Source organism: Tessaracoccus sp. MC1865, assembly GCF_017815535.1.
GTDB lineage: Bacteria > Actinomycetota > Actinomycetes > Propionibacteriales > Propionibacteriaceae > Arachnia.
On the sequence record NZ_CP072596.1, the window covers coordinates 183,890 to 209,739 of the forward strand.

The window sequence follows — 25,850 nt, forward strand, 5'->3', positions numbered from 1 at the left end:
ACGGGTCGAATCCGGTGGGTCAGGTGTCGAGGTGCGTCATCGAAACGTTGGTCAGGCGCACCTGGGGCATCGTCTCCGCGCCCCGGCGCAACAACTCGGCGACTGCCATCGACGCCACCACATTGGGCGACTGGGCCAACAGGGCGTCGAGATCCGCCCCGGGCGTCTGCTCCCCCTGGTAGCCGATGTCCTCGCCGCGCATCGTGGCGGCGTCCACGCGGTCAGCCAGGTGTTGCCTACCGATCGCCTTCGCGCCCTCCGGGTCCACCACGTCGATGGTGAAGTCGAGCCGCATGTGGTGCTTCGTCATGGCGTCCCTCCGGTGCCCGGCTCAGCCGAGCGCGCCGGCCGGCGCCGAGCGTGCGTTGAGGACGCAGCGGCTGGCGGCGTCGGGGATCTCGGTCTCAAGCGTGAAGTCGAGGGTCTCCCCGGCAGGAACAGCCTCTTCCTGGAACACCTTGACCGACAGCGAGCTGCCGCTGCCATCCTTGCCGAGCCAGATGACGGCCACGACGAGGTCGCGGGCTTCGTCGGCGGTGTTGGTGACGGTACCGGAGGCCTTCACGGGGCCGGCCTCGAGGCCGCATTCCTCAAGCTTGACGTCGGAGGCGATGCCCGCCTCCTCGGCGCCGAGTGCTGGGATCTCCTCGCGCTCACCGTGCGCAATGGGCGAGGGTTCCACCGCGGGGGTGGAGCTCTCCATGGGTTCTGCCGACGGCGACTGGCTGTCTGCGGTGACCGCCGTCGTGCTGGTCGTCGTCGAATCGGGCGTCGGGCCCTCTTCTGCGGCGCCGGTGCAGCCGGTGAGGATCACACCGGAAAGTGCCACGGCAGCGAGTGTTCTGCGGAAATCCATGTCAGTAGCCCCATCTCATCTTGGTTCCGTTTCGGAATCAGACTACTGCACCTTGTACCCTCGCCGTCGTGGAGAGAACGGTGGCCGTACGGTGAGCATGGTGGCAGGGTTGCGCCGCCTGTTCGCGGACACCAGACCCTTGCGGACACCGGATTTCCGGCGGTTGTGGACGGCGAATATCGTGACCGTCATCGGCGCCCAGCTCACCGTCGTGGCGGTCCCCGCGCAGATCTACTCGATCACCGGATCCTCCGGCATGGTGGGGCTCACGGGCTTGTTCGGGCTCGTGCCGCTGGTGGTGTTCGGGCTCTGGGGTGGTGCCCTGGCGGATCACCTGGACCGGCGGCTCCTTCTGGAGGTCACCACGCTGGGCATGGTCGTCACCTCGGCGCTGTTCTGGCTCCAGGCCTTCCTCGGCATGGGCAACGTCTGGTTGCTGCTGGTGCTGTTCGCCGTGCAACAGGCGTTCTTCGCGATCAACCAGCCCACCCGCACGGCGATCCTCCCGAAGCTCCTGCCCGAGGACCAGCTACCCGCCGCCAACGCGCTCAACATGACGGTGATGTCGGCCGGGGCGATCGCGGGGCCGCTCGTGGGCGGGGCCCTCATCCCGGTGCTGGGTTACTCCTGGCTGTACTTCGCCGACACCCTCACGCTCTTCGCGACGCTCTATGCGGTGTGGAAGTTGCCCCCGCTGCCCGTCGACAACCCCCAGGGCGCCCCCGGGCTGCGCTCCGTCTGGGAGGGCCTGGCCTACCTCACCGGCCACAAGATCTTGTTGCTGAGTTTCCTGGTGGACCTCATCGCGATGGTGTTCGGCATGCCGCGCGCGCTGTTCCCGGAGATCGCGCACGTGGCGTTCGGGGGCCCAACCGAGGGCGGGACGGAGTTCGCGCTGCTGTTCGCCGCCATCCCCGCCGGTGCGGTGCTCGGCGGTGTGTTCGGCGGATGGGTGTCGCGCGTCCAGCGCCAGGGCGCCGCGGTGCTGTGGGCGGTGGCAGTGTGGGGAGTCGCGATGACCGTTGCCGGGTTGGCGGTGGGGCTGGCACCGTGGGCACCGAAGGCGATGCTGGCCTTCATGTTGGGGGCCCTCGTCGTCGGGGGCGCGGCCGACATGGCCTCGGCCGCCTTCCGGCAGACCATCCTCCTCGCGGCCACGGACGACGCCCGCCGCGGGCGGCTCCAGGGTGTCTTCATCGTGGTGGTGGCCGGTGGGCCCCGCATCGCCGACGTGGTGCACGGCGGCGCTGCTGAGGCCGTCGGCCCGGCCTGGGCCACGGGCGGCGGTGGGCTCCTTGTGCTGGTGGGCCTCGCCGTCGCTGCACTGGTGTTCCCGGCCTTCCGGCGCTACCGCGCAGCAGCAACGGCGGGGTGAAGACGCTCATCGTTGGCCGGCTGCTCACGTTCCCTGGGTGCGGGCGGTGTCGTCCTCCGGGTGCCCGGCGAGCCTCTTCTCCAGCCGCTCGCGCCACCGTGGGGGCAGCAGTTCGGAGCGCAGGAGGCGGCGGGCGCCGTCGAGATCCTTCTTGTCGCGGTTCATGACGCGGGCCACCTCGGCGACGGTGGGCTCCGCGGGGCGTTCCAGGAGTTCGACGGCATCGCCGGCGGCCACGATCCCGGGCTCCAAGACCCGGATGTACCACCCGGACCAGCCGGTTTCCTGCACCTGGAGCACGAGGTCCTTGACGCCCCAGCGTTGCGCCAGCTTCCAGCAGGGCGAGCGCGGCTGGCTCACCTGCACGACGGCGCCGCCGAGGCGCCACGTCTCGCCCAGCACGACGGTGGTCTCGTCGGGGCCTGTGCCGCTGAGGTCGCCGAGGGTGACGTTCTCGAAGAAGCCGCCGTCGGGCAGGGTGAGGCCCTGTTCGGCCCAGCGGGGATAGTGGTGGCCGGCGTAGAGGAGCGCGGCCTTCTCCGGGCCGCCGTGCACCGCGGTGTCCGCCTGCTCGTCGCCGTCGAAGCCCAGCGGGCCGAGGTGGACCGAGCCGTCGGCCTGGCGCTTCACGGCGCCGCTGCGCACCTCGCGGCCGTCCCAGACGTGGGTCTGCGCGCGGCCCACCCGCACGGCGTTGACTCGGGCGAGGAACTCCATGCCCTCACGATAGGCGCGCCGTAGCCCTTCGGGTCATGTTGGCTGCAGACGATCGACGCTTCCTGGGCCGCGCCGTCGAACTGGCGGAGGCCGCGCTCGTGCGGGCGCTGCACCGGCGCCGGGTGCGTTCCTGAGTTTTATTCCGCGGGCAGGGGCTTTCCGCCCTCAGCAGACGGGCTAGGAGAGGCGCGGTCCGTCCGCTTAGGCTCCACGTCCATGAGCATCAGCGGATTCCCTGACCCGGTCAACGAGAAGGCGGCGCGCGTCGTCGCCGCCGGTGTCTGTGCGTCGGCCGTGCTGGTGCTCGCCACCGGTTCGCAGTGGCTCGTCCCGTTCATGGCCGTGGGCTTCCTGCTCCGCGTGCTGTCCGGTCCGCGCTTCAGCCCCCTCGGGCTCCTAGCCACGAAGGTGGTCGCGCCGCGGCTGGGTGAGCCGGTGCTGGTGTCTGGGCCGCCGAAGCGCTTCGCGCAGGGCATCGGGCTGGCCGTCACCACCGTCGCCTCCCTGCTCGGCCCCGCGCTCGGATTGGCGCCGGCCGCGTCGGTGCTCATCGGGGTGCTGGTGCTGTTCGCCTTCCTGGAATCCGTCCTCGGATTCTGCGCCGGCTGCTGGCTGTACGGCCAGCTGATCCGGGCCGGCGTGGTGCGCCAGGACAGCTGCACGAGTTGCGCCGACATCTGGGCGCCGCGTCAGGCCTGATCACACGGGCGCCGCCGGGGGAAGCCCCTCGGGCGCGGCCCCGAAAGTCGCCTGGTACCACCGCACATAGGCCTGCACCGCCGTCGGGAGCGTGGCGAAGATGCGGTCGTCGCCCACCCTGTCGATGAAGCCAGTGCGCTCCAGCTGGTCCCGCGTCTCCTGCTTCACGCGCGCCATCGCGAACGAGATGCCCCGGGCCTCGAGGTTCTCGCGGAGGAGCTCGAGGGTGTCGACTGCGGTGAGATCCCATTCGGTGTTGGCCTCCGCGTTGAGCAGGAACCAGTGCACCGGCTGTTCCGCCGTCTCGACCGCGTTCTCCGCGCGGGCGAGGAAATTGTCGGCGTTGGCGAAGAACAGCGGCGAGTCGTAGCGGTAGACCACCAGGCCGGGCACCTGCCGGGCGTCGGGGTAGTCGTCCACGTCGTGCATCCCGGGCAGCTTGGGCACGTAGCCCAGCACGCCGTCGTGGGGACGCGAGATGCGGCGGATGAGGTCGAGGATCGACAACCCGATGGCGATGCCGATGCCGATCAGGATGCCGGTGACCAGCACGGCCGCGATGGTGACCAGCATCAGGATGAGCTCGCTGGTGCGGAAGCGGGCGATGCGACGCATCTCCGCGAGGTCGACGAGCCGCGTGGCGGCGTACATGACCAGCGCGCCCAGCCCCGCCGTCGGGAAGGAGGCGAGCACCGAGCCGGCGAACAGGAGCACCGCCACCACGCTGCCGAGCGCGACGAGCGAGTGGAGTTGGGTGCGCGAGCCGGCGGAGTCGCCGAGGACCGTGCGCGAGTTGCTCGACGAGACGGGGAAGCCCTGGAGGAACCCGGTCAGCACATTGGCGGTGCCGAGGGCGAGGAGTTCCTGGGAGGCGTCGATGCGCTCCCGGCGCTTCACCGCGAAGGCCCGGGCGGTGAGCACGTTGTCGGTGTAGCCCACCACTGCGATGCCCAGGGCGAAGGGGAAGAGCGCCCAGACGGAGAGGTCGCCGAGCGCGGGCACCCGGGGGGCGGGCAGGCCGCTGGGGACCGGGCCGATGGTCTCGAGGCCGAAGCGCTGCAGGTTGAAGAACGCGACGGCGGCCGCGCCGAGGAGCAGCGCGATGAGGGGGCCGGGGGCGGTGGGGAAGAACCTGCGGGCGAGGAACAGCAGCACGAGTAGGACGAGGGCCAGGGCCGCCGTCGGGAGATGGGCCTGCGGCAGTTGAGTGAGGAAGGACCAGGCCTCGTCGACGGGCCGCTCGCCGGAGACGTCCAGCTTCGTGACCTTGCCGAGTTGGCTGAGGATCATCAACACGCCGATGCCGGCCATGTAGCCCACCAGAACCGACAGCGGCCGGGAGAGGAGGTCGGCGAGGAAGCCCAGCCTCAGCAGCCAGCCCGCGAGGCAGACCAGGCCGACCGCGATGGCGAGGATCGCGGCCACGTCCGCGTGCCGTTCAGGGCCCACGGCACCCACGAGGGCGGCGATCCCGGCGGCCGTCATCAACGCCGTCGACGCCTCCGGGCCGATGGACAGCTGACGGGAGGTACCCAGGGCGGCGTAGACCGCCAGCGGGATGAGGATCGCCCAGAGCCCCGCGACGGTGGGAGGCCCACGATGGCTGCATAGGCCATCACCTGGGGGACGAGGTAGGCGGCCACTGTGATGCCGGCGACGAGGTCGCCTCTCAGCCACCGCCGCTCGTAGCGGCGCAGCACCGCGACACCGGGGAGGAACCTCTCCCAGCCACGCCGCGTGTCGCCCATGGCCGGAATCTACCGCTAGGGACGCCAGCCTTCGGGCGGATCCTCGCCGACGACACCGTCGACGGCTTCGCGGAGGAGATCGGCGTGCCCCGTGTGGCGGGAGTACTCCTCGACGAGGTCGTGCAGCATGCGGCGCAGCGTCATCTCCACGCCCCAGACCCGGCCGAGGTGGACGGTCTGGTCGAGGTCGCCGTCGAGGAGGAGGTCCGCTATCTTCTGGCGGGAACGGGCGACGGCGGCGTCGTAGTTGGCGTAGAGCTCCTCGGGGGAGTCATCGGCGGCGGAGGTGAACGGCCAGTTGCGCTCCTCCTCGCTGGACAAGTCCAGCGACGCCCACGGTTCACCCGGGTGGCTGCCGTCGATCGCCCAGGTGAACTTGGTGGCCTCCACCTGGGTGAGGTGCTTGATCAGGCCGCCCAGCGTGAGGATGGAGGCGCCGATCCTGGTGTTGAGGGCCGCGGAATCCAGGCCGTCGACCTTCCACCGGAACGTCCAGCGCATGCGGTCGAGCGAGCCGAGGAGCTGCTCGACATCGGTGCCCGCCAGAGGCGGTTCCCAGGGGGTGAGGTCTTCGTCGGCCATGACAGCAGCCTAAGCCGCACGCGGTGCCGGCGGTAGGCCCTGAGGGGTATCCCCGGGCAGGAAAGGCCTGCCCGGGGACGGTGGTCAGGCGGACATGTTGCTTCCGGATTCCAGCAGGCTCTTGAGGTCCGAGAGCACCCACGGCCAGCCGCCGCCACCCTGAGCGGGGTCGTGCCCGCCGGCGAACTCGGCGCCGGTGCCGGGTGCCGCGCTCAGGTCGTGCGTGAGGACCACCTTGGTGAGGCCGCCCGGGTACTCGGTGAGTTCCCAGGTGAGGCGGGTGGGCTCCATGTCCTGGTGCCAGGTGGGCTGCCAGGTGAGTTCGAGGCGGTTCGGTGCGTCGACGCTGATGACCTCACCCTCGACGGCGACCTCGCCCATGCCCATGGCCTTCATCTCGTCGGTGGAGAGGTTGCGGTAGCGGCCGCCGGCTGTGAGATCCACGTCGACGTCGCCGCCGTAGCCCCATTTGCGCGTGTACTCCGGAGTGGTGATGGCCTCCCAGACGGTGGTCTTCGGGGCCTTGATGTAGATGGTGTAGACCTGCAGGTCGCTCATGATTCGTCCTCTGGTTCGAGTTGGTGCTTGAGGTGGAGGAGGCCCGCGGCGATCTCCGCGCGGCCGCTGTACTTGCCGATCCACCGGTTGTGGATCTGCTGGATGGGCACGGGGTTGAGGAAGTGCAGCTTCTGGCGTCCCCGCCGGACGGGGGTGACGAGATTGGCGGCTTCGAGAACGCGGAGATGCTTGGCGACTCCGAAGCGCGTCATCTCGACGTGCTCGTTGACGACTTCCTCGAGCTCACCGAGCGGGCGGCCGTCCCGCTCGAAGAGGGCGTCAAGGAGGAGCCGGCGGATGGGATCCGCCAACGCCTTGAACACCATGTCGTCTTCCATACCGGAACATTAGGTGACTAGTTGGTCACCTGTCAATGGTCCTCCACGACGAGGCGGGGCGGTTCTAGGCTGGGCGCATGAGGACTATCGGCCAGCTGCTGCTGGACGCCGACGACGCCCCGGTGCCAACGTTCGCGACCACCCGGATCCATGGGCTGACGGCGTGAAACTGCTGATCGCGCGCAACCCGGAGGATTCGAGCCTGCCCTATCTCGTGCTGGTCCCCATCGGCGACGGCATCGTGCTGAGGGTCAAGGACACCTGGCCGCGGGCGTCGAAGATCTACTGCCATCGGCACGGCCTGCCCTGGCCGGAGAACCCAGAGATGGTGGAGGAACTGCCGCTGCGCTCCTGTGTGCAGCGAGGTGCTGCCATCAGCATCGAAGTGGACCGGGCACGGGAGTCGCGCTCACAGTTCGTCATCACGCAGGCGCGCGGGCGGGAGATGATCTTCTGGCAGTCGGCGCGCACAACGAAGGCGGCCAAACCGAACGTCGCCCTCCCGACAGCGCGGGCGTCGGGCCTCGCGGACCTCCAGTTCTACGTCGACACCCGTGAACGTTACGCCTGGAAGTTCACCCAGCAGCAGGTCACCACGGTGAAGGAGGCCTTGCCGGTGGGGGATTACGGCGTGAAGGTCGACGGCACGTGGGCCGCGGTCGTCGAGCGGAAGTCGCTGGAGGACCTGGCCGGCAGCCTGACCAGCGGCAAGTTGCGCTTCAGGCTGGAGGCGCTCGCGGAACTCCCCCGGGCCGTTGTGCTGGTGGAGGACCGCTACTCGTCGATCTTCAAGTTGAACCACGTGCGTCCGGCCCTCGTGGCCGACATGCTGGCGGAGTGCCAGGTGCGGTACCCGCAGGTGCCGATCATCTTCGCCGAGAATCGCGCGCTGGCGCAGGAATGGGCCTACCGTTTCCTCGGCGCGGCCGTCCGCGAAGTGGTGGAGGGTGAGGCGGCCGACGAGCGCTGGGCGTCGCCGGAGTAGCGCATGGAGTCTCCACCAGAGGTGACCGCACCCGGGAGGCGTGGATTGCGCCACTCGCGGTAGCGGGCGACCACCTCGTAGACCATGGTGCGGAGCTTCCATCGCCAGCGCTCGAGGGGCCGGAAGTCGTCGGCCGGGGCGAGCCTCGCGGCCATCGCCGGGTCCTGGCGCAGCAGGAACTGGCGGGCGCGCCAGGCGTGCATGGGGTCCGACACCAGACGGATCACGTCGTGGTGGCCCACCAGGGGTGCGGAGAACTGCAGGTTCTGCCACGTGCTCAGGGCTTCCTCCTCCAGCACGATGAGGCTGCCGGGGATGCCCTGGGACTGTGCGTAGGCCCCCATGGCCGAGGCTTCGCTGGTCCCCGTCTTCGCCGTTGTGCCGGTGAAGACCACCATCGTGATGCGGGGATTCATCGTGCGCACGGCGATGTCGACGCGCCACCGTTGCAGCGGGTGGAGTGAGCCGTCGGGGTGGGTGGGGCAGCCCAGCACGATGAGGGCCTCGGTGGTGTCCGGGCCGGTGCGTGGCCGGCCGTAGTTGCGCGTGCTGGCCCAGCCGTGCGCGATGTCGGGAAGCGCGGCCAGCAGCGTCAGCCCCGTCGCCACCGTGAGCAATTGGATGGGGTCACGGGGCGTTGTGGGTGCTTTCCTCGGCGTGTCGCGCCGTGACCACATCCAATTGCTCACGGCGCGGTCCAGTGGACGGAGCGGCCGTGGGCCTGCGCCCAGCCGAGGGGGGTGCCGTCGAGGGCGATCATGAAGCTCGCGGCCTCGGGCATGGTGCAGAGCGACGCGGGGTCGATGCCCGGCACGACGCGTGGACCCTCCAGCGACACCCAGCGGGCGCCGGAGCCGCGGATGGCGTCGACCACTGCCTGCCGGTCGTCGCGCCGGAGGTAGGCGAGGAATGCGGAGTGGATGATCACCGGCGTGGCCGTGGGCGCCTGTTGGCGGAGGCTGTCGAGGGCGGCCGAGATCACGGTGGCAGGATCCTGCGTCAGGTCCGCCTGCGAGACCGGCGGCCGGACCTCGGCGGCTATCGACAGTGCGGCCCCCAGCCGCTCCTCACGGTCCTCCTCGCCTGGCCAGACGAGGGCGCGGAGCCAGCGGCGGGTGTCGGGGTTGGTGGGGTCGAGCGGGTTGAGGTCGATGCCCTGGCGGGCCTGGACGGTGAGGGTGGCGGAGTCGCCTGGTGGGGTGCCGGTGACGCGGCACGGGAACTCCGGCGCGCCGGGTTCGGCGGTCGCCGGGCGCGAGGGTGCGCCGTCGTAGGCGTACGCGTAGTGGTCTGGCAGGAGGCAGAGGCCGGCGGACGCGCCGAGCTCCAGTAGCGCGACGGGTTGGGGCAGCGACGCCAGCACCGGAGCGATGACCGCGCACCGGCCCGGCTCGTTCGTCTGGGTGGTGCGGGTGAGGATGACATGTTCCACCTCCGCCCAGCGCTCGTCGAGCCACGCGGCGAAGTGGGGTCCGCGCTCGGTCGGGCCGCCGAGGAAACGGACGGCGGCCAGGAAGCGGTTGGGCTGGCGCGCCTGCCCGGGGAGGTCGTCGAGGCGACGGTGCACCGCCGGGGTGGCGGCGATCCAGCGGCACAGAGCTTCCCACGTGGGGGAGGTGGCGGCCGTCTCGGTGGCGAACCACTCGTAGAGCCGGTCGATCGGCTCGGATTCCAGGAATCGGCTGCCCCTCATGTCGCCCCGCTCAATCCAGCGTCGCCGGGCCGGGGTTCTGCGAGTGGCGGTGCAGCAGGGCGATCTGTTCCGGCAGGATGCGGGAGACCGAGAGCTCGGGCAGCGCGTCGACGGCGAACCAGCCGATCTCGCTGGTCTCGTCGCTGGTGTAGGCCAGGTCGACGGGGGCGAGGGCCTCACAGACGAACATCATCTTGTAGCAGTGGTGGTCCAGCGGCGGCTGGTGTCCCCAGACCTCGCGGTCCAGGACGGCGGCCAGGTGCCCGGCCCGCACGGCGACGCCGGCCTCCTCGAGGACCTCCCGCTCGACGGAACCGCGCGGCGTCTCACCCACGTCGCACCACCCGCCGGGGAGGGTCCAGAGGTCGTCGTCGAGGATCTCGCGGACCAGCAGGACGCGGCCCTCGTCGTCGAACACCGCGCCGCGCACGTCGATCTTCGGCGTGGTGTAGCCGGCCGTCGAGGCCACTTCCCGGTCGAACGGTGGGAGTTCATCCCGCGACACCATCTGTAGGAGGTCGCGGCCGATCTCCGCCACCCGATGGAACCGCCCGATATCGAACTCGTCCGTGCAGTAGGCCAGTGCGCTCTCCGAGATGGCGGTGAGCTCCATAGCGATGCGGTGCAGGTCCTGGGACGCCTTGTTCATGCTTCCGACCGTAGCGGGTTGTGTGTCCGCCTCGGCGTGGGGCTACAGACCAAGGTCGATGGCCTGGCTGGTCATCCTGTCGTGGGCCAGCGAACGATCAGAGATCGGGTTCCTCCTGGGCGATGCGCTCCTCAATGGTGGTCCGGCGCGGCTCGTCGAGGTGCAGCGAGTCGTCGACGGGGACCTCCAGGTTCTCCGGGGTCATCCCGGCGGGGTCTGCGCCGTCGTCGATGAGATCCTGCGTGCCGAGATCCTCGCGGGTGACTTCATGGTGTTCGCGTGCCGCGTCGTCGATCCGCTGCGCGAGCAGTTCGTTGTCCTGATCGGGGTCTACGAAGTTCTCTGGGGCCATGTCATCAGTGCTCATGCTCCACCCTGACAAGGGGCGTTGACTGGTCGCATCCCCCTTGGGGGTAGAGGTCGACCGGCGGGCTGGCCCCAGTGGCGAAATATCGAGGGAGATTCCTGCCACATCGACCGCATGTCGCGGGATGTGGCAGTAATCTCCCTCCAGTTTTCAGGCAGCTACCAGCTCGTCGATCTGGTTGACCGCCTGAGTGGCGCCCTCCTCCATGCCCATGTCCAGCACGGTCTGCAGATCCTCGGCCGACTGGTAGACGGTGGTGGCCACCAGCCGCGACCCGCCCTCGGTGGACTCGAAGCGGAAGGTGTTCTCGCCCACCGGGAGGTTCTCCTGCGGGGTGAAATCCTCCTTGGCGAAGCCGTCAAGGAAGCGGAAGCTCTGGCCGTCGTTGACTTCCTTGATGTCCCAGTAGCCGTGGAAACGCTCTCCCTCTGGGCTGGTCATGTAGTAGTTCATGCGGCCGCCGGGCGTGAGGCTGTGATCGACGAACGTGGCCGGGTATCCGGGCGGGCCCAGACTCGCTCGAGCTGGCGAGGATCTGCGTAGATCTGCCAGAGTCGTTCGACGGGTGCGGCGAACTCGGCGGTGAGCGTCAGGCTGTGTTCGTCGAGATTACGGGAAACATCGGTGACAGGCATGGTGTCCTCCTCTGGGACGGTCAGTGGGTGCCTGGGGATTCACGCAGGAGTTCGTCGATCCGCGCCACGCGTCCGCGCCAGATGTCCTCCAGCTCGTCGAGCATGGAGGCGACTGATCTCACTGCCTCGAAGTCGCCGCTTGCGAGGGCCTCGCGCCCTTGGCGGCGCTTGGTGATGAGGCCCGCGCGTTCGAGCACGGCGACGTGTTTCTGGACGGCGGCGAAGCTCATGTCGTACTTCGCTGCCAGGACCGAGACGGAGTGCTCACCGGCGAGGACGCGGCGCAGGATGTCGCGCCGGGTCCGATCCGAGAGCGCGTGGAACAGTGCATCTGCGCGATCCTCGTCCGTCTCAGCCATGACACCAATCTACAACCATTTGGTTGTATGTCAAGGGCGAAATGGACGGGGACTGATTTCGGTGCCGCTGCATCCGGACCCTCAGCAGGTGACAGGCTGGGCCCATGGAGAGTCGCCACCTCAGCCGCGTCATCAAGGCTTCACCGGAGAGCGTCTACGAGTTCGCCTCAGACCTGGACAAGCTGCCGCTCTGGGCGGCGGGTCTGGCCGAGGCGGAGGTCGAGCGGCACGCAGGCACCGTCGTCGTCGATTCACCCATGGGCCGCGTCGAGGTGCAGTTCGTCGCCAGGAACGAGTACGGCGTGCTGGACCACGACGTGACACTGCCGTCAGGGGAGGTGGTCCACAACCCGCTGAGGGTGCTGGCCCACCCGGACGGGGCGGAGGTCGTCTTCACCGTGCGGCAACTGGATCTCAGCGTCGAGGAGTTCGAGCGCGACTGCCAGATGGTGGGCGATGACCTCACTAGGCTCAAGGAGATCGTCGAGGGCCCCGCGGCTCGTCGGGGCTAGGGTTCACGGCTGATCGGCGACCTTCTCGAGGGCGAAGAAGAGGACGGCGCAAATATCTGCATATCCGGATGTGTGAATATGATGTGTCCGTGAAACGTCACGACATCGCCTTCCCCCCGGCCGCCAACCAACTCGACGTCGCCGCGGGACTCTTCCGCGCGATGGCGGACCCGACGCGGCTGCTGCTGATGGTGGCGCTCCTCCGGGCTGAGTTGAGTGTGGGCGAACTGGTGGAGATGTGCGGTCGACCCCAGAGCACGGTGAGCCGGCAGCTGGCGGTGCTTCGACAGGCCGGCCTCCTGACGGCGCGCCGGGACGGCGCCCACGTCCACTACCGCCTCACCAATATCCACGTCGCGGACATGCTGACCCAGGCGCTGGGCCACGCCGAGCACCTCGCCGGCAACCTTCCGCACGACCACGCGAGTGAGTGAGGCATGAGCTCCAGCATGGTGACGGTGCTCCGCAATCCGCGGTTCGCGAGGTTCTACGGGGCGCAGTCGGTGAGTCAGCTGGGCGACGCCATCCTGTGGGTGGCTCTGGCCCTGGTCGCGGTGGAACTCGAGGGTTCGGCGCAGGCGCCGGTGGTGGTGGCCATCGCGTTGACCCTGCGCGTGGCGGCCTTCGTCGCGCTCGGCCCGGTGGCTGGAGTGGTCGCCGACCGCGTCGACCGACGACTCCTGCTGGCCGGCTGCCACGCGGGCCGGATGGTGGCGGTCGGCCTCATGTTCTGGGTCACGGCGCCGTGGCAGGTCTACGTCCTGATGGTGGTGGCCAACGGGTTCACCGCCTTCTTCACGCCGGCGAACCAGGCGACGGTGCCTCTCGTCGCCGGACCCCTGCATGCGCGTGCGGCCTTCGCCCTCTCGGCGGCGACCACAGAGGTGTTCGGCATCGTCGGCCCGGGACTCGGCGGCCTGGCGGCGCTGGGCCTGGGTGGGCGCTCGCTGTTCCTCGTGATCGGTGGCCTCTTCGGGCTCGCGGCCCTCCTCGTCCTCACGTTGGGGCCGATCAGGGTCAAGGACCACGAGGTGTCAACAACCACGTGGACCGATGTGCGCGACGGCACCTCCCGGCTGTGGCGCGACGGGCACATCCGGTTCGCGCTGCTCGCGGAGCTGGTCGCGGCGATCTCCGGTGCCCTCGTTCTGACCGTCACGGTCGCCCGCGTCCAGGACGGTCTGGGGCTCACCGACGCGCACTTCGGATGGGTCATGGCGGCCTACGGGCTTGGAGCGACGCTTGCCTCGCTGGCCGTCGCGCACCTCGTCAGGGTTTCGCTGGTGCGCTGGATCGCCGTCGGCGCCGTGCTGACCTCCGTCGCGGTGCTGCCCGCCGACCTGACGCCCTACGCGGGGCTGGTCGCGCTCTGGGCGTTGGCCGGCGTCGGCCAGAACTGGGTGAACCTGCCCACCGAGACCCTCATCGCCGAGCGCACGCCGGCGTCGGCCCAGGGGCGGGTCTATGGCGCCCACTTCGCCTGGAGCCACCTGTGGTGGGGGCTCACCTACCCCCTCGCGGGAGCGCTGGCCGCCCTGTTCGTCGGCCGCACCTTCCTCGCCGGTGGTCTGATCGCGGTGGCCGTTGCCGCGGTTGTCCTGCTGGCTCACCGGCGCATCCTGCGGCGAGACTCCTGACGCATCCCGACCCCGCGGTGGAGGTGGCTAGCGTCCTCGTGGCGCTGCTGGAAAAGTGACCGGTTAAGGTGTCGGCATGTCTCGCGTCGTGTTCATGTGTGGGCCCGCCGGGTCCGGTAAGTCCACCGTCGCGCGTGAGCTCGAGGCCGACGGCATGGCGCGGCTCTCGTTCGACCAGGAAGCCTGGGACCGCGGGCTGCGAACGATGCCGCTGCCGCCGGACGACCACGCCGACATCGACGCCCATCTCCGACGGCGACTCCTGCAGCTCGTCGCCCACGGGCGCGACGTCGTGTTGGACTTCTCGTTCTGGTCCAGGGACATGCGCGACGACTGGCGGCGACTGCTGGCTCCCCACGGGGTCGTGCCGGAGGTCGTCTACCTGGCTACGGACCGGCAGACCTGCCTCGACCGCATCCGGGCGAGGGCACTGGCCCACGGCGACGATTTCGCGTTGGCACCTGAGGTCGCGGCGCAGTATTTCGATCACTTCCAACCGCCGACCGCAGACGAAGGTCCGTTGACCATCCGACGCTGAGCGGGTGCGGCTAGGGCTGTGCCGGGGCGGTTTCCTCGTGGGTGGTGACCCAGAAACGGCCCGCGACGACCAGGCCCAGCACCAACAGCGCCGAGGTCAGCAGGAACGGCCAGTCGCGGTCCATGCTCGACAGCCAACCGCTGATCCAGCCGAACGGTGCGGTGACCAGCATCACGGCGGTGCGCTGGATCGCCATCACGCGGGAGCGTTCGTGCCGGTCGACGTGCAGCGCGACCAGCGACTCCGCCAGCATGAACAGGATCCCGGCGCCGAACGCGTCGAGCAGCAGGCACACGGCCAGCAGCGCATACGTGGATGCGACGGCCGCCCCGTCCGGGGAGGGGATGCCCACGAGCAGGAACTGGCCAGCGAGGTACACCACGAAGCCGATGAGGGTGGGCGACCTGAGGTGCTTGGCGTGCGTGAGCCGCGGGATGATCGTGAAGAAGAACAGCACCGACAGCAGCGAGCGGACCATCGGGAAGAAGGGCAGCAGCGCGTCGGGGACGCCCAGTTCCTTGTTGATGACCACCTGCCAGAACGTGCCGTTGACCAGCGTGACCGCACCCACGATGGCCGCCACGCACAACGAGAAGATGGTGCCCTTGGAGCGCAGGATCAGGCCGAGCACGCCGCGGTATTCGGAGAGCAGCTTCCACATGCTGACGCCCTGGGTCTGCTGCATGCGGACGCGGCCCGTCGCGGTCTCCGTCGTGTAGCGGTAGAGGAGCCAGACCTTGAGCGCCATGATCACGAACGCGTTGAGGTAGAGGATCCGCACGGCGTGTTCCATGCCCAGGTTCGCCACGAGGAGGGCGGCGATGGGCGCGAAGAGCGCGGAGAACTCGGCGGCGACCTTGACGAGCGAATAGACCTTGGGGATTTCGGCGCGGTCCACGTCCTCGACGAGCAGGCAGTCCCACGAGTTCTGGGTGACCTGCCAGGCGCCGTTGATGATGGAGGCGATCAGGAACCACCAGAAGTTCTGCGCGAGCGCCCACACCAGGCAGGGGATCACCCAGGCGATGATGTCGAAGACGGCGGTGGTCATGCGTCGGCCCAGCTTGTCGGTGATGACGCCGCTGAGGAGGCCGAACACCACCTGGGAGAGCATCGAGATGGTGGCGAGCAGGCCGATCTGCGCGTCGTGCACGCCCAGCGCCAGCATGTACACCGACGCGTAGGGCAGCACCAGCATCATCGACAGGCCCCACATGGGCTCGGTGTACACCGAGGCGCGGCCGTTGCCGCGGAGCCCGAGGAGGGTCGCGATCAGGGGGTTGCGGGGGCGGCGATGCACCGCCCAAGTCAACTCCAGCGTCGGGGGAATGTCCAACCTTGGGCCCGGCGTCGTGCCGCCGCTCGCTCGGGCCCGGCGGCGCCCCGTGCGATCAGTCGGCGCGGAGCGCGTAGAGCACTTCGAAGCGCTCCAGCACCACCGGCATGTCCGGCGTGAACGGGTGGCTGCCGTCGTCTGCCGCCCGGGCGAGGTCCTCGTGGGTCTGGCGCCAGCTGGCCAACGGCGCCTCGTCGGGCAGCAGCCCCTCGTCGACCTGGTCGAACGGCAGCACCTGTACGTCGGTGGTCATGATGAGCGCGCGGGGCTGCTCGCTGCCGTCCAGGATGATGCTGAGGTCGCCCTTCCCCGGGAGTTGCGCTCCCTCGGCCTCGTACTGCCACAGGAGGCTGGTGTTCGTCGTCTTCGTGCCGACGGCGACCTCGCGGGCCATCCGGTCTGCGGTCTCGGCGTCCTCGCCGAAGGCCCAGGCCGCGGGCGGCACCGTGCCGGAGACCCGTGGGCCGATCCATTCCTGGATGGGGTTGAGTTGGGCCCCCTGGCGCGCCCGTTCCCAGAACTCGTTGACGTCCATGGAGCCAGCGTACGTGGCTGTTCGTCTGGGGGGATCAGTGCGCGACCACCTGGCTGAACGGGTTCTCGCCGCTGGATGGTGGCGGATCTGACACCGTCTGCGGTGTCACTTCTGACACAACGACGATGGCTCGAACGTTGTGCCAGAAATGGTCCGTCTCACATCGACCGCTGAGCGCTGGCTCTGCAACGAGCGGTGCGGTCAGGGCTATCCCTTGAGTGCGCACCATCAGCACATGGCCGTCGTGCAGGATGACGGCTGCCGCGCGGTAGCGGAACCACAGCCCGTCGTCGTCGTAACCGCAGTCACGGATGTCCTCGCTCACGATCGGGACGCTCGGGCTTCGATCGTCAAGAGTAGGGGGTGGCTCTTCCGGCGCAGTGTTGGCCGCGCCCGGTTCGCAGATGCCTGGATCCTGGATGGATGCCAGGAATGGCCGATTTTTCGCGCTCATGCCGAGAGTCGTGCGTTCGGCTCACAGCAACCGCGGGCGCTGAGGTGTACATTTCAGCCAATCTAGCGGCTACCATGAGTGGCATGACTGAGATGACTGTGAGCGACGCTCGGGCCCGCCTTGCCGATGTCGTGGACACGGCCCGCGTGGGACACGACCCGGTGTACCTGACCCGTCGGGGCCAACGGGTGGCGGCGGTCATCGACGCCGACGATCTGGATCGGCTGATTGCGGCCGCGGAAGACCTGGCTGATCTCGAGGCAGCTCGTGTGACGCGTGACGAGATCGCTGATGGTGAGTCGGCGATCCCCTGGGAGCAGGTCAAGGCCGACCTCGGCCTGGCATGAGCTATCGGATCGAGGTCGCGCCCGCTGCGGTTCGACAACTACGCAAGCTGGACAGGGTCGCCCAGCGACGAGTCCAGGCGGCCATCGAACTGCTCGCCAGCGAACCGCGCCCGGGCGGTGCCAAGAAGCTGGTTGGCGGCGACGGTGAGTGGCGTGTCCGGACCGGTGACTACCGGATCGTCTACGAGATCCACGACAACGTGCTGCTCGTCCTCGTCGTTGCCGTCGGCCACCGCCGCGACATCTACGAACGCCGGTAGACAACTCGCTGTCATGCCGCTTCGCGTGCGTCGCGACCCCCTCGATGGTCACTTGCCGAAGTACTCCTGCAACCGGCGGTGTCGATGCCTGAAGAAGGCATCTACCACGCGCTCCAAGAGGGCGGCGAGGCCCGGGATCGGCAGGCGCGGCCGAAAGGTCACGCGGTCGTGCACCCGCGTACCTCCTGCGACCGGCGTCAACGTCCGCTCGTGCTCCCAACACCGCATGCTCAACATCGTGGACCGCTCCAGGAACCGCCGGCCCGACTCGAGCTCGACAATAGTCAGGCGGTCGAAGTCGAAAGGGATGAGGCCGAACAGCCGGAGCCAGGCGCGGCCGACGGGTTGTCCAAGGGGGATGTCCTCGACTGACAGCCCGGCCGCTCCGGGTGGCATGCTCATCGTCATCCAGGGCCGCATCTCGAAGTTGATGCCGTCCGGATTCACGGCTCGATCCCACACATCGGACGCGGCAGCCGGGACGTTGACGTGATTCTCGACAGTCCTCGTCGTCACCCCACACTCCCTTGCTTTCCCGGGCCGTTGCTTCACCTTGCCACACGTCATGACGCGCGCGGCCGTCCGGATCTGCCGCGCTCGGCGTAGCGGAAATGCTCAAGGTGCATTCAGCGGCGCAGAGACGCGACGAGCTAGTACCTCGCCAGGATCTGGCGAACGGGGTGGCGCAGGGCCGCGCTGATGGTGGTGAGTTCGTCGGGGGTGAGCCAGCCGCGGTTAGGGTTCTGCGACGCTAGGCGGAAGCGCGCGAAGCCGGCAGGCCAGTCGTAGTCGAGGTCGTTGAGCGAGGCTGGCTGTCCGCAGCATGTCATCACTGTGTCGAGGTCGGTGAAGTCCTGCTTGAATGCGCGGTCCATCTCTTCCAGCCAGGCGTGGGCCGCGGACAGCGACATCGCTCGTGGACTCCTCGGCCGGGCGCGACGCTGGCTCGGCGACACCTGGGGGTAGGTAGAGGCCCGTCCCCTCCTGCATCCTGCTATCCAGGGAGCGGCTTGTGTGTGCATATCCACAGAAGCCGCGCTCTGGAGAGCAGGCTGCAGACGGCCCCTTGCGCTTGCCCCCGAGTGCGCGTACCTTAACGATTATCGTTGTTATCGACAATCGTTAGGGGCACGTGATGTTCGGTGGAGCTGCAGTTCTGGTGCTGGTGTCGGTGGTCCTGCTCGCGGTGGGGGTGGTGCTCGTCGGTCGCGGGCGGTTGGGCGGAGACACGGCCACCCTCCGGGTGGTCCGCGGGGGGGCGGTGATCTACGGCGTCATCGTTCTCATCCTCACCGCCCTTGCTGTGGGGAGCCAGCTCCTCCTCGACACGGTGGAGGTGGCCCTCCCCACCGAGACGTTCTGGCCGGTGCTCCCTGAGGGAGTCGAGATGTTCCCCGGCGGCGACGCACGCCTAGTGGGCGGCGGCTTCACGGAGGCGTTGGCGTCCGTGACCGGCCTCGGCCTCGCCACCCGGGCGCTGCTCGCCGCCGGGACTCTGGTCCAGGGTCTCACCCAGCTCGCCGTCACCTGGGCGGTGTTCCTCATCGCGCACCGCCTCCTCGCCGGCGAGCCGTTCCGCCCCGTCGTGCGCAAGGCGGTCCTCGTGGCCGCGGCTGCGCTCATCGGCGGCGGCATCCTGTGGCAGGTGCTCTTCGGCATCGGCGACTTCATGGCGGCCAAGGAGGTCCTCGGGTCGGTCGGGTGGGGCTGGGACGAGAGCCTCGGGCTGGAAGATCCCTCAGTGCTCCTGCCCGCGCCGCAACTGCGGCTGACCATCGCGTTCTGGCCGATCTTCAGCGGCCTGGCGCTCGCGGCCGTCGCGGCGGCCTTCCGCTACGGCGAGGAACTCCAGCGCGACACGGCAGGGCTCGTCTGATGGTCCCGGCCGAGCCTGAGGAGGACACGGGCATCCACTGTCGTCTCGACGCGCTCCTCGCAGACCGCGACATGACTCTGACCCGGTTGAGCGAACTGGTGGGGGTGAGTGTGGTCAACCTCAGCGTGCTCAAGAACGACCGCGCCCGGGCCGTCCGCTTCTCCACGCTCCGGGCCATCTGCCGGGTCCTCAACTGCGAGGTGGGCGATCTGCTGGTCCTCGACGAGCCGCGACGCCGAGCTGGTTCCGGCGCCTACTGAACACGAGGGCTCCAACGTGGGGGCCGAAGAGGATTTTGATGACCGAGTTCAGCATCAGCACCATCGATGCGCAGCAGGCGGCGGCGGTACGGCGGAACGTGCCCACGGCGGAGCTCACGACGGCGTTCGACACCGGCTTCTCGCAGGGGATGAGGGCCGTCACCGAGCAGGGCGCCACCGTCACACGATCACCCCACCCGGGGGCAGTCCGGAGACCACGACCAGCATGTTCTATGCGGTGGGGGATCTGGTGACCCTGGCCACACCGAGATCTACGACCGCGTATGTCTATGATCCGCGAATCGACGCGTCGGGCGTCTTGAGATGCAGTCCCCAACATCCGCACATGCCGCGCCTGGTGCTTCAGGCGACCTTGCTTGCGTAGCGCTGGCGGGCGGCCTCTCCGCTGGTGCCGACGAAGGCGCCGATCGCTGACCATGGCAAGCCGGCTTCGCGGGCTGCGCGGATGGCGTCAATCACGTGGCGCTCGGCTTCGGATCGCTCCGCCACCGCTGCTCGGAGCAGGGCGACAGCGCCGGCGTCGAATTCGTCGTCGGGGTTGGGTTCGTAGGACTCGAAGCGCGCCGCCAGCTCGTCGGCGTGCTGCAGGATCTCGTCAACAGTGCGTGGCATGGTCATCACCTCAGGAACTTCTCGCGGGCTTTCATTGCGTGGACGATGGCGTGCACTTGATCGCCATCGACATAGCCGACCTCCAAGAAGATCGCGGACTGGTTGGGACCCACGATCATGGTGAACCCGTCTCCGAGATCCCAGATCCGGACCGGGTTGCGGTAGGCGTGGAGGATCTCATGTTCACCCAGGCCATGCTTGAGTGCGGACGCAGCGATGACTGGATCCTCCATTGATCCAAGGTAACTTGCGAGCATGGGCAGGTCAAGTGCCCGGGAACATCCGGATTTGCCGCGATGCGCGAGGGAAGCCTTCGACTCGACCGGGCTGACCATTTGTGGCCGAATCACATGCGGGTAACTTATCGACAGCTGGGGATAACCTTGTGGATAAGTCTGTGGAGAGGGTGTGGACGGCCGTCCGAATCCGTGGATAGTCTGGCCCGGCGAGGCTGCGCCGCCGGGCCCGACCTTCACTCAACGAGCGAGGCCAGGCGGTTGAGCGCCAAGGCGCCGACGAGGAGGCTGATCGCGCAGGGCCACGTCGTAGAAGCCACCCAGGATCAGCAGGTTCACGATGATGCCCAACAGCCAGGCCGCCACGACGAGCGAGCCGATCTTCGGCCTGAGCGCCACGAGCACGCCGGCGAGGATATCCACAAGGCCCAGGGCGTACATGAACACCCGGGGACTCACCGGGATGATGTCGGTGGCCAGCACCATCAGTACATCCTCTTCTGGCAACAAAGGTCTGTTGGGAGGTGACCGCATCCAGGCGACTCTTGTTTTCGAGTCGCTCTGATGGTCTCCGCTATGCACCGGTAGGTCGTCTCGCGCGCGAGCAGCACGGCGGGGCCGGTGCACCAAAGTTGCCCACTACAGGTTCCGTCCCATGCAGCATCCCAGTTCGGGTACGGGGCATGATTACCCCATGAAGCGCATCGGGTTCCTCTCCTTCGGCCACTGGACACCGCACCCGCAGTCAGCCGCGCAGTCGGCCTCCGACGTGCTGCTCCAGTCCATCGACCTCGCTGTCGCCGTCGAGGAACTGGGCGCCGACGGCGCCTACTTCCGGGTGCATCACTTCGCCAGGCAGCTGTCCTCGCCGTTCCCCATGCTCGCGGCGATCGGCGCGAAGACCAGCCGCATCGAGATCGGCACCGGCGTCATCGACATGCGCTACGAGAACCCGCTCTACATGGCGGAAGATGCCGGCGCCGCAGACCTCATCTCAGGCGGCAGGCTCCAGCTCGGCATCAGCCGCGGATCGCCGGAGCAGGTGCTCGACGGCTACCGCCTCTTCGAGCACATCCCCCGCGAGGGTGAAACCGACGCCGACATGGCCCGCCGGCACACCACGCGCTTCCTGGAGGTACTCTCCGGCGAGGGCTTCGCCGAGCCCAACCCGCGCCCCATGTTCGCCAACCCGCCCGGGCTGCTGCGGATCGAGCCGCACTCGGAAGGGCTCCGTGAGCGCATCTGGTGGGGCGCCGGCTCCCGCGCCACCGCCGAGTGGGCGGCGGAACTCGGCATGAACCTGATGAGTTCGACGCTGGTGACCGAAGCCACCGGCCAGCCATTCGACGAACTCCAGGCCGAGCAGATCCAGGTCTTCCGCGACGCGTGGGCCGAGGCCGGCCACCAGCGCGAGGGGCGCGTTTCGGTCAGCCGCAGCATCTTCCCGCTGGTCACCCAGGAGGACCAGAACTACTTCGCGCTCGAACGGCGTAGCCGAGACCAGATCGGGATGATCGACGGTGGCCGCGCCACCTTCGGCAAGACCTACGCGGCCGAACCCGAGGTGCTGGTGGAGCAGTTGGCGCAGGACGCCGCGATCGCCGCGGCCGACACCGTCCTGCTGGCCGTGCCCAACCAGTTGGGCGTCGACTACTGCGCCCACGTCGTCGGGTCGGTGCTGGACGTGGCCCGGGAGCTGGGCTGGCGCTGAGCATGGGCACGTTCACTTCGCGGACGCCTCGGGTCAGTAGGGTGACCCCGCCCACCTGACTGAGGAGACCCACCGGATGCTGTTGCGCAGCGAGCTCGCCCCACCGCCCCGAACCCTCGTCGAGATCTTCCGCGAGACGGTGGCGCTGTACCCGGACGAGCCCGCACTGGACAACGGCGCGGCATCGCTGACCTATGCCGAGTTCGACGAGGCCGCCAATGCCGTGGCCGACGACCTCGCCGCCCGGGGCGTCGGCATCGGCGACAAAGTGGGCGTGCGCATCGCCTCCGGCACGCTCGATCTGTACATCGCAATCATGGGCATCCTCGTCGCCGGCGCGGCCTATGTGCCGGTCGACGCCGACGACCCTGACGAGCGGGCCCGCACCGTCTTCGACGAGGCGCACGTGGCCGCCGTCCTCAGCGACGGCCTGGTCGTGCGACCCGCCGCCTGGCTGGCCTCCCGCGCAGAAGCACCGTCAGCAGGCGACCCCGGCCTCACCGACGACGCCTGGGTGATCTTCACCTCAGGCTCCACCGGCAAGCCCAAGGGTGTCGCGGTCACCCACCGGAGCGCCGCCGGTTTCGTCGACGCCGAATCCAGGCTGTTCCTCGTCGACGACCCCATCAACGCCGGCGACCGCGTCATGGCCGGACTCTCCGTCGCCTTCGACGCCTCGTGCGAGGAGATGTGGCTGGCCTGGCGCTACGGCGCCTGCCTCGTGCCCGCGCCGCGGTCGCTCGTCAAGAGCGGCATGGACCTCGGGCCGTGGCTCGAGGCCAACCGGCTCACCGTCGTCTCCACCGTTCCGACGCTGCTGTTGCTCTGGCCCGCGGAGGCGCTCGCCGGAGTCCGCCTGCTCATCCTCGGCGGCGAAGCCTGCCCGCCGGAGATCGGGCTGCGCTTCGCCACCCCCACCCGTGAGGTGTGGAACACCTACGGTCCCACCGAGGCGACAGTGGTGGCGTGCGCCGCACAAGTCCTCCCCAACGAGCCGGTCCGCATCGGCCTCCCCCTCGACGGTTGGGATCTGGCCGTCGTCGACCCCGACGGGCACCAGGTGGAGGAGGGGGCGCTGGGCGAGCTCATCATCGGCGGCAGCGGCCTGGCCCGCTACCTCGACCCGGCCAAGGACGCGGAGAAGTATGCGCCCATGCCCACGCTCGGCTGGGACCGCGCCTACCGCAGCGGCGACCTCGTCCGCTTCGACCCCGCAGGCCTCCTCTTCCAGGGCCGGGCCGACGACCAGGTGAAGGTCGGCGGCCGTCGCATCGAGCTGGGCGAGATCGACTCGGCCCTCCTGGACCTGCCGGATGTCACGGCCGCGGCCTCGGCGGTCCGCAAGACGGACTCGGGGAACACGCTGCTCGTCGGCTACGTCACGGTCACCCCCGCCTTCACGCTCAGCGACGCGATGGAACAGCTACGCGCCGGCCTGCCCGCCGCCATGGTGCCGCGGCTCGCCGTCGTCGACGACCTGCCGACGCGGACCTCGGGCAAGATCGACCGCGACGCGCTCCCGTGGCCCCTGCCCAGCTCGCCCGACGACCAACTCGCCCTCGCCGGCACCCAGGCCTGGCTGCGCGACCTCTGGCAGGACGTGCTCGGGGCGGCTGTCGCCTCCGTCGACGACGACTTCTTCACCTTGGGCGGTGGCAGCCTCACCGCGGCCCAGATGGTGGCACGGGTCCGCGAGCGGCAGCCCGAGGTGACGGTGGCTGACATCTACGACCACCCCACGCTGGCAGGCCTCGCCGCCTACGTCGACGCGATGGAGGCCCCGCGCTCCCGGCTCAACGCCAACGTGCGCCCCGTCCCGCGCAAGACCCAGATGGGGCAGATCATCGCGCTGCTGCCGCTGCGGACGCTCGCCGGGCTGCGCTGGCTGACCTATGTCGCTCTGGGGGCCAACATCGGCGCGCTCCTCGGGCTGGACTGGGTGCCCACCGCCCCCTGGCTTCTGGTGCTGCTCGGCTGGCTGCTGTTCATCTTCGCGCCGGGGCGGATGCTGCTGGCCGCGGGAGTGGTGCGGGTGGTGCTCGCCGGCATCGGCCCGGGTGCCTACCCCCGCGGCGGCAAGACCCACCTGCGCCTGTGGCTCGCGGAGCGCATCGCGGACGAGTTGGGCGCCGCCAGCGTGGCCGGAGCGCCGCTGATGAAGTGGTACGCCCGCCTGCTGGGCGCCGACATCGGCCGCGACGTGGACCTGCACACCGTCCCGCCCGTCACCGGCATGCTCACGCTCGGCAACGGCTGCTCGTTGGAGCCGGAAGTGGACCTCACCGGCCACTGGCTCGACGGCGACACCCTCCACCTCGGCCCCGTCGTCGTCGAGGCCAGGGCCGTGGTGCGCGCCCGCAGCACCCTGGTGGCCGGCGCCGTGGTCGGCCGGGGCGCGGAGGTCGCGCCCGGCTCCACCGTCACCGGGCACGTCCCCGACGGCGAGTTCTGGTCCGGCGCGCCGGCCCAACACGTCGGCGCCAACCGAGGCCCCTGGGACGAGAAGCTGCCCTCGCGCAGACCTGCATGGCAGGCGGCGTACGCGGCCATGAGCCACGTTATCTCCCTCATCCCCGTGCACGGTGTGCTCGTCGGGTTGGCCGTGGTGTGGCCCGCGCTTTCGGGGGCCCAATCCCTGGCCCAGGCGCTGGGCCGGGCCCTCGCCTGGCTGCCGCTGTCCGTGACCGCAGGCCTCGCCGTGGTGGCGCTGGTCATCCTGGGCCTCGTGCGCCTCCTGGGTCGCGGCCAGCGCCCCGGCCACTTCCCCACCGAGAGCGGGCCGGCCTGGCGCGCCTGGGCCATCTTCCGCATCCTCGACGAAGCCCGCACCTGGCTGTTCGGTCTCTATGCCTCCACCTGGACCCCTGCCTGGCTGCGCGCGCTCGGCGCGAAGATCGGGCCGGGCGTCGAGGCGTCCACCGTGCTGCTGCAGCCCAGGCTGACCACCGTCGCCGAGGGCGCCTTCCTCGCCGACGACACCCTGCTCGGCTGCTACGAGCTGGGCGGCGGCTGGCTCCGCATCGACAACGTGAAGATCGGCCGCCGGGCCTTCCTCGGCAACTCCGGCATGGCCGCGCCGGGCCGCCGGGTACCCAAGGGGTCGCTGGTGGCTGTGTTGTCCGCCGCGCCACGGCGACAACTGGCCAAGCGCGGCACCTCCTACATCGGCAGCCCACCGTCGAAGCTGCGCCGCGACACCGGCGCCGGTGACGAGAGCCGCACCTTCGAGCCGCCCACCGCGGTGAAGGTTCAGCGCGCGTTGGTGGAACTGTGCCGGCTCACTGCCTCCTGGTTCGACGCCGGGTTGAGGCTCCTTGCCGTTGCCGCCCTGCTCACGTTGGCGTCGACGCACTGGCTGCTGGCCGTTGCCCTGTCGGGTGTCGTGCTGGCGGCCACCGGTGTCGTCGGTGTGGCCATCGCCACCGGTGTGAAGTGGGCGCTCGTCGGTAAGGTCACCAAGGCCGAGCACCCACTGTGGAGCTCGTTCGTGTGGCGCAATGAACTCGCCGACGCCTTCGTCGAGCAGATCGCCGCCCCGTGGTTCGCGCGCGTGGTCACGGGTACCCCGCTGCTCGGTCTGTGGTTCCGGGCCATGGGCGCCCGGATCGGGTCCGGTGTCTGGTGCGAGACCTACTGGCTGCCGGAGCCGGATCTCATCGAGCTCCGCGACGGGGTCAGCGTCAACCGTGGCTGCGTGGTGCAGACCCACCTGTTCCACGACCGGGTGCTGAGCCTGGATCTCGTCACGATGCGGGCCGGATCCACCCTGGGTCCCAACGGGGTGATCCTGCCGGCGGCCGTGATCGGGCGGTTCGCGACGATCGGGCCCGGCTCCCTGGTGATGCGCGGCGAGTCCGTCCCCGACGGCACGCGGTGGATCGGCAACCCGATCGCGCCGTGGATCGAGGACGAGGACGTGCCGGTCGCCGCGTCGAGCGTGACAGGATAGGCCCC

At 69.3% G+C, this 25,850-nt stretch carries 35 protein-coding genes and 1 pseudogene; 13 read left to right on the top strand and 23 right to left on the bottom strand.

Going from position 1 to position 25,850, the window contains the following annotated elements; translation table 11 throughout:
* Positions 1-19 precede the first annotated feature (19 nt).
* Both J7D54_RS00725 and J7D54_RS00730 read right to left on the bottom strand, forming a co-directional pair.
* Positions 20-310: a hypothetical protein gene (locus J7D54_RS00725; protein WP_182762968.1), complete on the bottom strand. Its 291-nt coding sequence runs from the start codon at positions 308-310 to the stop codon at positions 20-22.
* Positions 311-331: 21 nt separating this feature from the next.
* The gene (locus J7D54_RS00730; RefSeq protein ID WP_182762967.1) at positions 332-829 is read right to left on the bottom strand and encodes a hypothetical protein; all 498 of its coding nucleotides are present in this window, start codon (positions 827-829) and stop codon (positions 332-334) included.
* Positions 830-953: 124 nt separating this feature from the next.
* Between J7D54_RS00730 and J7D54_RS00735 the strand changes: the two genes are divergently transcribed.
* Positions 954-2,231 carry an MFS transporter gene (locus J7D54_RS00735; RefSeq protein ID WP_220486247.1) on the top strand — a complete coding sequence of 426 codons (1,278 nt, stop codon included), beginning with the start codon at positions 954-956 and terminating at the stop codon, positions 2,229-2,231.
* A gap of 24 nt (positions 2,232-2,255) precedes the next feature.
* Here J7D54_RS00735 and J7D54_RS00740 read toward each other — a convergent pair whose 3' ends face one another.
* Positions 2,256-2,948: an MOSC domain-containing protein gene (locus J7D54_RS00740; protein WP_182762966.1), complete on the bottom strand. Its 693-nt coding sequence runs from the start codon at positions 2,946-2,948 to the stop codon at positions 2,256-2,258.
* A gap of 216 nt (positions 2,949-3,164) precedes the next feature.
* Here J7D54_RS00740 and J7D54_RS00745 point away from each other — a divergent pair, with 216 nt between their 5' ends.
* Positions 3,165-3,647 (top strand): DUF4395 domain-containing protein, encoded by a 483-nt coding sequence (locus tag J7D54_RS00745; RefSeq protein ID WP_182762965.1) that lies wholly within the window; start codon positions 3,165-3,167, stop codon positions 3,645-3,647.
* On the opposite strand, the gene J7D54_RS14390 is transcribed toward J7D54_RS00745, so the two are convergent.
* The 5 genes and pseudogenes from J7D54_RS14390 to J7D54_RS00765 all read right to left on the bottom strand — a co-directional run bounded on the left by J7D54_RS14390 (position 3,648) and on the right by J7D54_RS00765 (position 6,873).
* Positions 3,648-4,262, bottom strand: coding sequence for an STAS domain-containing protein (locus tag J7D54_RS14390; protein WP_371811098.1), 615 nt, complete (start codon positions 4,260-4,262; stop codon positions 3,648-3,650). It lies immediately after the preceding gene.
* Between the two features lie 6 nt (positions 4,263-4,268).
* A pseudogene (locus J7D54_RS14395) lies at positions 4,269-5,395 on the bottom strand (SulP family inorganic anion transporter); the annotation flags it as partial.
* 15 nt (positions 5,396-5,410) lie between these two features.
* Positions 5,411-5,977 carry a DUF664 domain-containing protein gene (locus J7D54_RS00755; protein ID WP_182762964.1) on the bottom strand — a complete coding sequence of 189 codons (567 nt, stop codon included), beginning with the start codon at positions 5,975-5,977 and terminating at the stop codon, positions 5,411-5,413.
* 84 nt (positions 5,978-6,061) lie between these two features.
* The gene (locus J7D54_RS00760; protein WP_182762963.1) at positions 6,062-6,535 is read right to left on the bottom strand and encodes an SRPBCC domain-containing protein; all 474 of its coding nucleotides are present in this window, start codon (positions 6,533-6,535) and stop codon (positions 6,062-6,064) included.
* The gene (locus J7D54_RS00765) at positions 6,532-6,873 is read right to left on the bottom strand and encodes a helix-turn-helix transcriptional regulator (RefSeq protein ID WP_182762962.1); all 342 of its coding nucleotides are present in this window, start codon (positions 6,871-6,873) and stop codon (positions 6,532-6,534) included. The genes J7D54_RS00760 and J7D54_RS00765 overlap by 4 nt, the downstream gene beginning before the upstream one ends.
* Positions 6,874-7,036: 163 nt before the next feature.
* Between J7D54_RS00765 and J7D54_RS00770 the strand changes: the two genes are divergently transcribed.
* A complete protein-coding gene (locus J7D54_RS00770; RefSeq protein ID WP_182762961.1) occupies positions 7,037-7,858 on the top strand; it encodes an ERCC4 domain-containing protein in 822 nt (273 codons plus the stop codon).
* Here J7D54_RS00770 and J7D54_RS00775 read toward each other — a convergent pair.
* From J7D54_RS00775 to J7D54_RS00805, 7 genes are all read right to left on the bottom strand, one after another.
* Positions 7,780-8,547 (bottom strand): YdcF family protein, encoded by a 768-nt coding sequence (locus J7D54_RS00775; RefSeq protein WP_182762960.1) that lies wholly within the window; start codon positions 8,545-8,547, stop codon positions 7,780-7,782. The two genes, J7D54_RS00770 and J7D54_RS00775, sit on opposite strands and share 79 nt — an antisense overlap.
* Complete coding sequence (locus J7D54_RS00780) at positions 8,544-9,551, bottom strand: DUF2332 domain-containing protein (protein WP_182762959.1); 1,008 nt, start codon at positions 9,549-9,551, stop codon at positions 8,544-8,546. Before J7D54_RS00780 ends, J7D54_RS00775 begins: the two co-directional genes overlap by 4 nt.
* Positions 9,552-9,561: 10 nt before the next feature.
* A complete protein-coding gene (locus J7D54_RS00785) occupies positions 9,562-10,200 on the bottom strand; it encodes an NUDIX hydrolase N-terminal domain-containing protein (RefSeq protein ID WP_182762958.1) in 639 nt (212 codons plus the stop codon).
* A gap of 97 nt (positions 10,201-10,297) precedes the next feature.
* Positions 10,298-10,567 carry a hypothetical protein gene (locus J7D54_RS00790; protein ID WP_182762957.1) on the bottom strand — a complete coding sequence of 90 codons (270 nt, stop codon included), beginning with the start codon at positions 10,565-10,567 and terminating at the stop codon, positions 10,298-10,300.
* A gap of 150 nt (positions 10,568-10,717) precedes the next feature.
* Positions 10,718-11,008, bottom strand: coding sequence for an SRPBCC domain-containing protein (locus J7D54_RS00795; protein ID WP_245244057.1), 291 nt, complete (start codon positions 11,006-11,008; stop codon positions 10,718-10,720).
* 8 nt (positions 11,009-11,016) lie between these two features.
* Complete coding sequence (locus J7D54_RS00800) at positions 11,017-11,202, bottom strand: SRPBCC domain-containing protein (RefSeq protein WP_209455171.1); 186 nt, start codon at positions 11,200-11,202, stop codon at positions 11,017-11,019.
* Between the two features lie 20 nt (positions 11,203-11,222).
* The gene (locus tag J7D54_RS00805; RefSeq protein ID WP_182762956.1) at positions 11,223-11,561 is read right to left on the bottom strand and encodes a helix-turn-helix transcriptional regulator; all 339 of its coding nucleotides are present in this window, start codon (positions 11,559-11,561) and stop codon (positions 11,223-11,225) included.
* A gap of 104 nt (positions 11,562-11,665) precedes the next feature.
* Between J7D54_RS00805 and J7D54_RS00810 the strand changes: the two genes are divergently transcribed.
* The 4 genes from J7D54_RS00810 to J7D54_RS00825 all read left to right on the top strand — a co-directional run bounded on the left by J7D54_RS00810 (position 11,666) and on the right by J7D54_RS00825 (position 14,248).
* Complete coding sequence (locus tag J7D54_RS00810; protein ID WP_182762955.1) at positions 11,666-12,073, top strand: SRPBCC family protein; 408 nt, start codon at positions 11,666-11,668, stop codon at positions 12,071-12,073.
* 89 nt (positions 12,074-12,162) lie between these two features.
* A complete protein-coding gene (locus J7D54_RS00815; protein WP_209455172.1) occupies positions 12,163-12,507 on the top strand; it encodes a metalloregulator ArsR/SmtB family transcription factor in 345 nt (114 codons plus the stop codon).
* 3 nt (positions 12,508-12,510) lie between these two features.
* Positions 12,511-13,710, top strand: coding sequence for an MFS transporter (locus J7D54_RS00820; RefSeq protein WP_182762953.1), 1,200 nt, complete (start codon positions 12,511-12,513; stop codon positions 13,708-13,710).
* 76 nt (positions 13,711-13,786) lie between these two features.
* Entirely contained in the window at positions 13,787-14,248 is a 462-nt protein-coding gene (locus J7D54_RS00825) for an ATP-binding protein (protein ID WP_209455173.1), read from the top strand.
* 10 nt (positions 14,249-14,258) lie between these two features.
* On the opposite strand, the gene J7D54_RS00830 is transcribed toward J7D54_RS00825, so the two are convergent.
* From J7D54_RS00830 to J7D54_RS00840, 3 genes are all read right to left on the bottom strand, one after another.
* Complete coding sequence (locus J7D54_RS00830) at positions 14,259-15,548, bottom strand: MFS transporter (protein WP_182762952.1); 1,290 nt, start codon at positions 15,546-15,548, stop codon at positions 14,259-14,261.
* Positions 15,549-15,639: 91 nt separating this feature from the next.
* Positions 15,640-16,119, bottom strand: coding sequence for an ASCH domain-containing protein (locus J7D54_RS00835; RefSeq protein ID WP_182762951.1), 480 nt, complete (start codon positions 16,117-16,119; stop codon positions 15,640-15,642).
* 34 nt (positions 16,120-16,153) lie between these two features.
* Positions 16,154-16,444, bottom strand: coding sequence for a hypothetical protein (locus J7D54_RS00840; RefSeq protein WP_182762950.1), 291 nt, complete (start codon positions 16,442-16,444; stop codon positions 16,154-16,156).
* A gap of 212 nt (positions 16,445-16,656) precedes the next feature.
* Between J7D54_RS00840 and J7D54_RS00845 the strand changes: the two genes are divergently transcribed.
* A complete protein-coding gene (locus J7D54_RS00845) occupies positions 16,657-16,920 on the top strand; it encodes a type II toxin-antitoxin system Phd/YefM family antitoxin (RefSeq protein WP_209455174.1) in 264 nt (87 codons plus the stop codon).
* Positions 16,917-17,180 (top strand): type II toxin-antitoxin system RelE/ParE family toxin, encoded by a 264-nt coding sequence (locus tag J7D54_RS00850; protein ID WP_182762948.1) that lies wholly within the window; start codon positions 16,917-16,919, stop codon positions 17,178-17,180. The genes J7D54_RS00845 and J7D54_RS00850 overlap by 4 nt, the downstream gene beginning before the upstream one ends.
* Positions 17,181-17,228: 48 nt before the next feature.
* On the opposite strand, the gene J7D54_RS00855 is transcribed toward J7D54_RS00850, so the two are convergent.
* On the bottom strand, positions 17,229-17,696 hold the full coding sequence (locus J7D54_RS00855; protein ID WP_077343896.1) for a hypothetical protein: 468 nt from the start codon (positions 17,694-17,696) through the stop codon (positions 17,229-17,231).
* A 134-nt stretch (positions 17,697-17,830) separates the two neighbouring features.
* Entirely contained in the window at positions 17,831-18,091 is a 261-nt protein-coding gene (locus tag J7D54_RS00860) for a hypothetical protein (RefSeq protein ID WP_182762947.1), read from the bottom strand.
* 224 nt (positions 18,092-18,315) lie between these two features.
* Between J7D54_RS00860 and J7D54_RS00865 the strand changes: the two genes are divergently transcribed.
* Both J7D54_RS00865 and J7D54_RS00870 read left to right on the top strand, forming a co-directional pair.
* Complete coding sequence (locus J7D54_RS00865; protein ID WP_182762946.1) at positions 18,316-19,056, top strand: hypothetical protein; 741 nt, start codon at positions 18,316-18,318, stop codon at positions 19,054-19,056.
* Positions 19,056-19,316 carry a helix-turn-helix transcriptional regulator gene (locus J7D54_RS00870; RefSeq protein ID WP_182762945.1) on the top strand — a complete coding sequence of 87 codons (261 nt, stop codon included), beginning with the start codon at positions 19,056-19,058 and terminating at the stop codon, positions 19,314-19,316. The genes J7D54_RS00865 and J7D54_RS00870 overlap by 1 nt, the downstream gene beginning before the upstream one ends.
* A gap of 363 nt (positions 19,317-19,679) precedes the next feature.
* Here J7D54_RS00870 and J7D54_RS00875 read toward each other — a convergent pair whose 3' ends face one another.
* From J7D54_RS00875 to J7D54_RS00885, 3 genes are all read right to left on the bottom strand, one after another.
* A complete protein-coding gene (locus tag J7D54_RS00875) occupies positions 19,680-19,949 on the bottom strand; it encodes a hypothetical protein (protein WP_245244060.1) in 270 nt (89 codons plus the stop codon).
* Between the two features lie 5 nt (positions 19,950-19,954).
* Positions 19,955-20,182: a hypothetical protein gene (locus tag J7D54_RS00880; protein ID WP_182762943.1), complete on the bottom strand. Its 228-nt coding sequence runs from the start codon at positions 20,180-20,182 to the stop codon at positions 19,955-19,957.
* A 243-nt stretch (positions 20,183-20,425) separates the two neighbouring features.
* Complete coding sequence (locus J7D54_RS00885; RefSeq protein WP_209455175.1) at positions 20,426-20,671, bottom strand: hypothetical protein; 246 nt, start codon at positions 20,669-20,671, stop codon at positions 20,426-20,428.
* Between the two features lie 208 nt (positions 20,672-20,879).
* Here J7D54_RS00885 and J7D54_RS00890 point away from each other — a divergent pair, with 208 nt between their 5' ends.
* On the top strand, positions 20,880-21,896 hold the full coding sequence (locus J7D54_RS00890) for an LLM class flavin-dependent oxidoreductase (RefSeq protein ID WP_182762942.1): 1,017 nt from the start codon (positions 20,880-20,882) through the stop codon (positions 21,894-21,896).
* A 76-nt stretch (positions 21,897-21,972) separates the two neighbouring features.
* Entirely contained in the window at positions 21,973-25,845 is a 3,873-nt protein-coding gene (locus J7D54_RS00895) for a Pls/PosA family non-ribosomal peptide synthetase (protein WP_182762941.1), read from the top strand.
* Positions 25,846-25,850 lie beyond the last annotated feature (5 nt).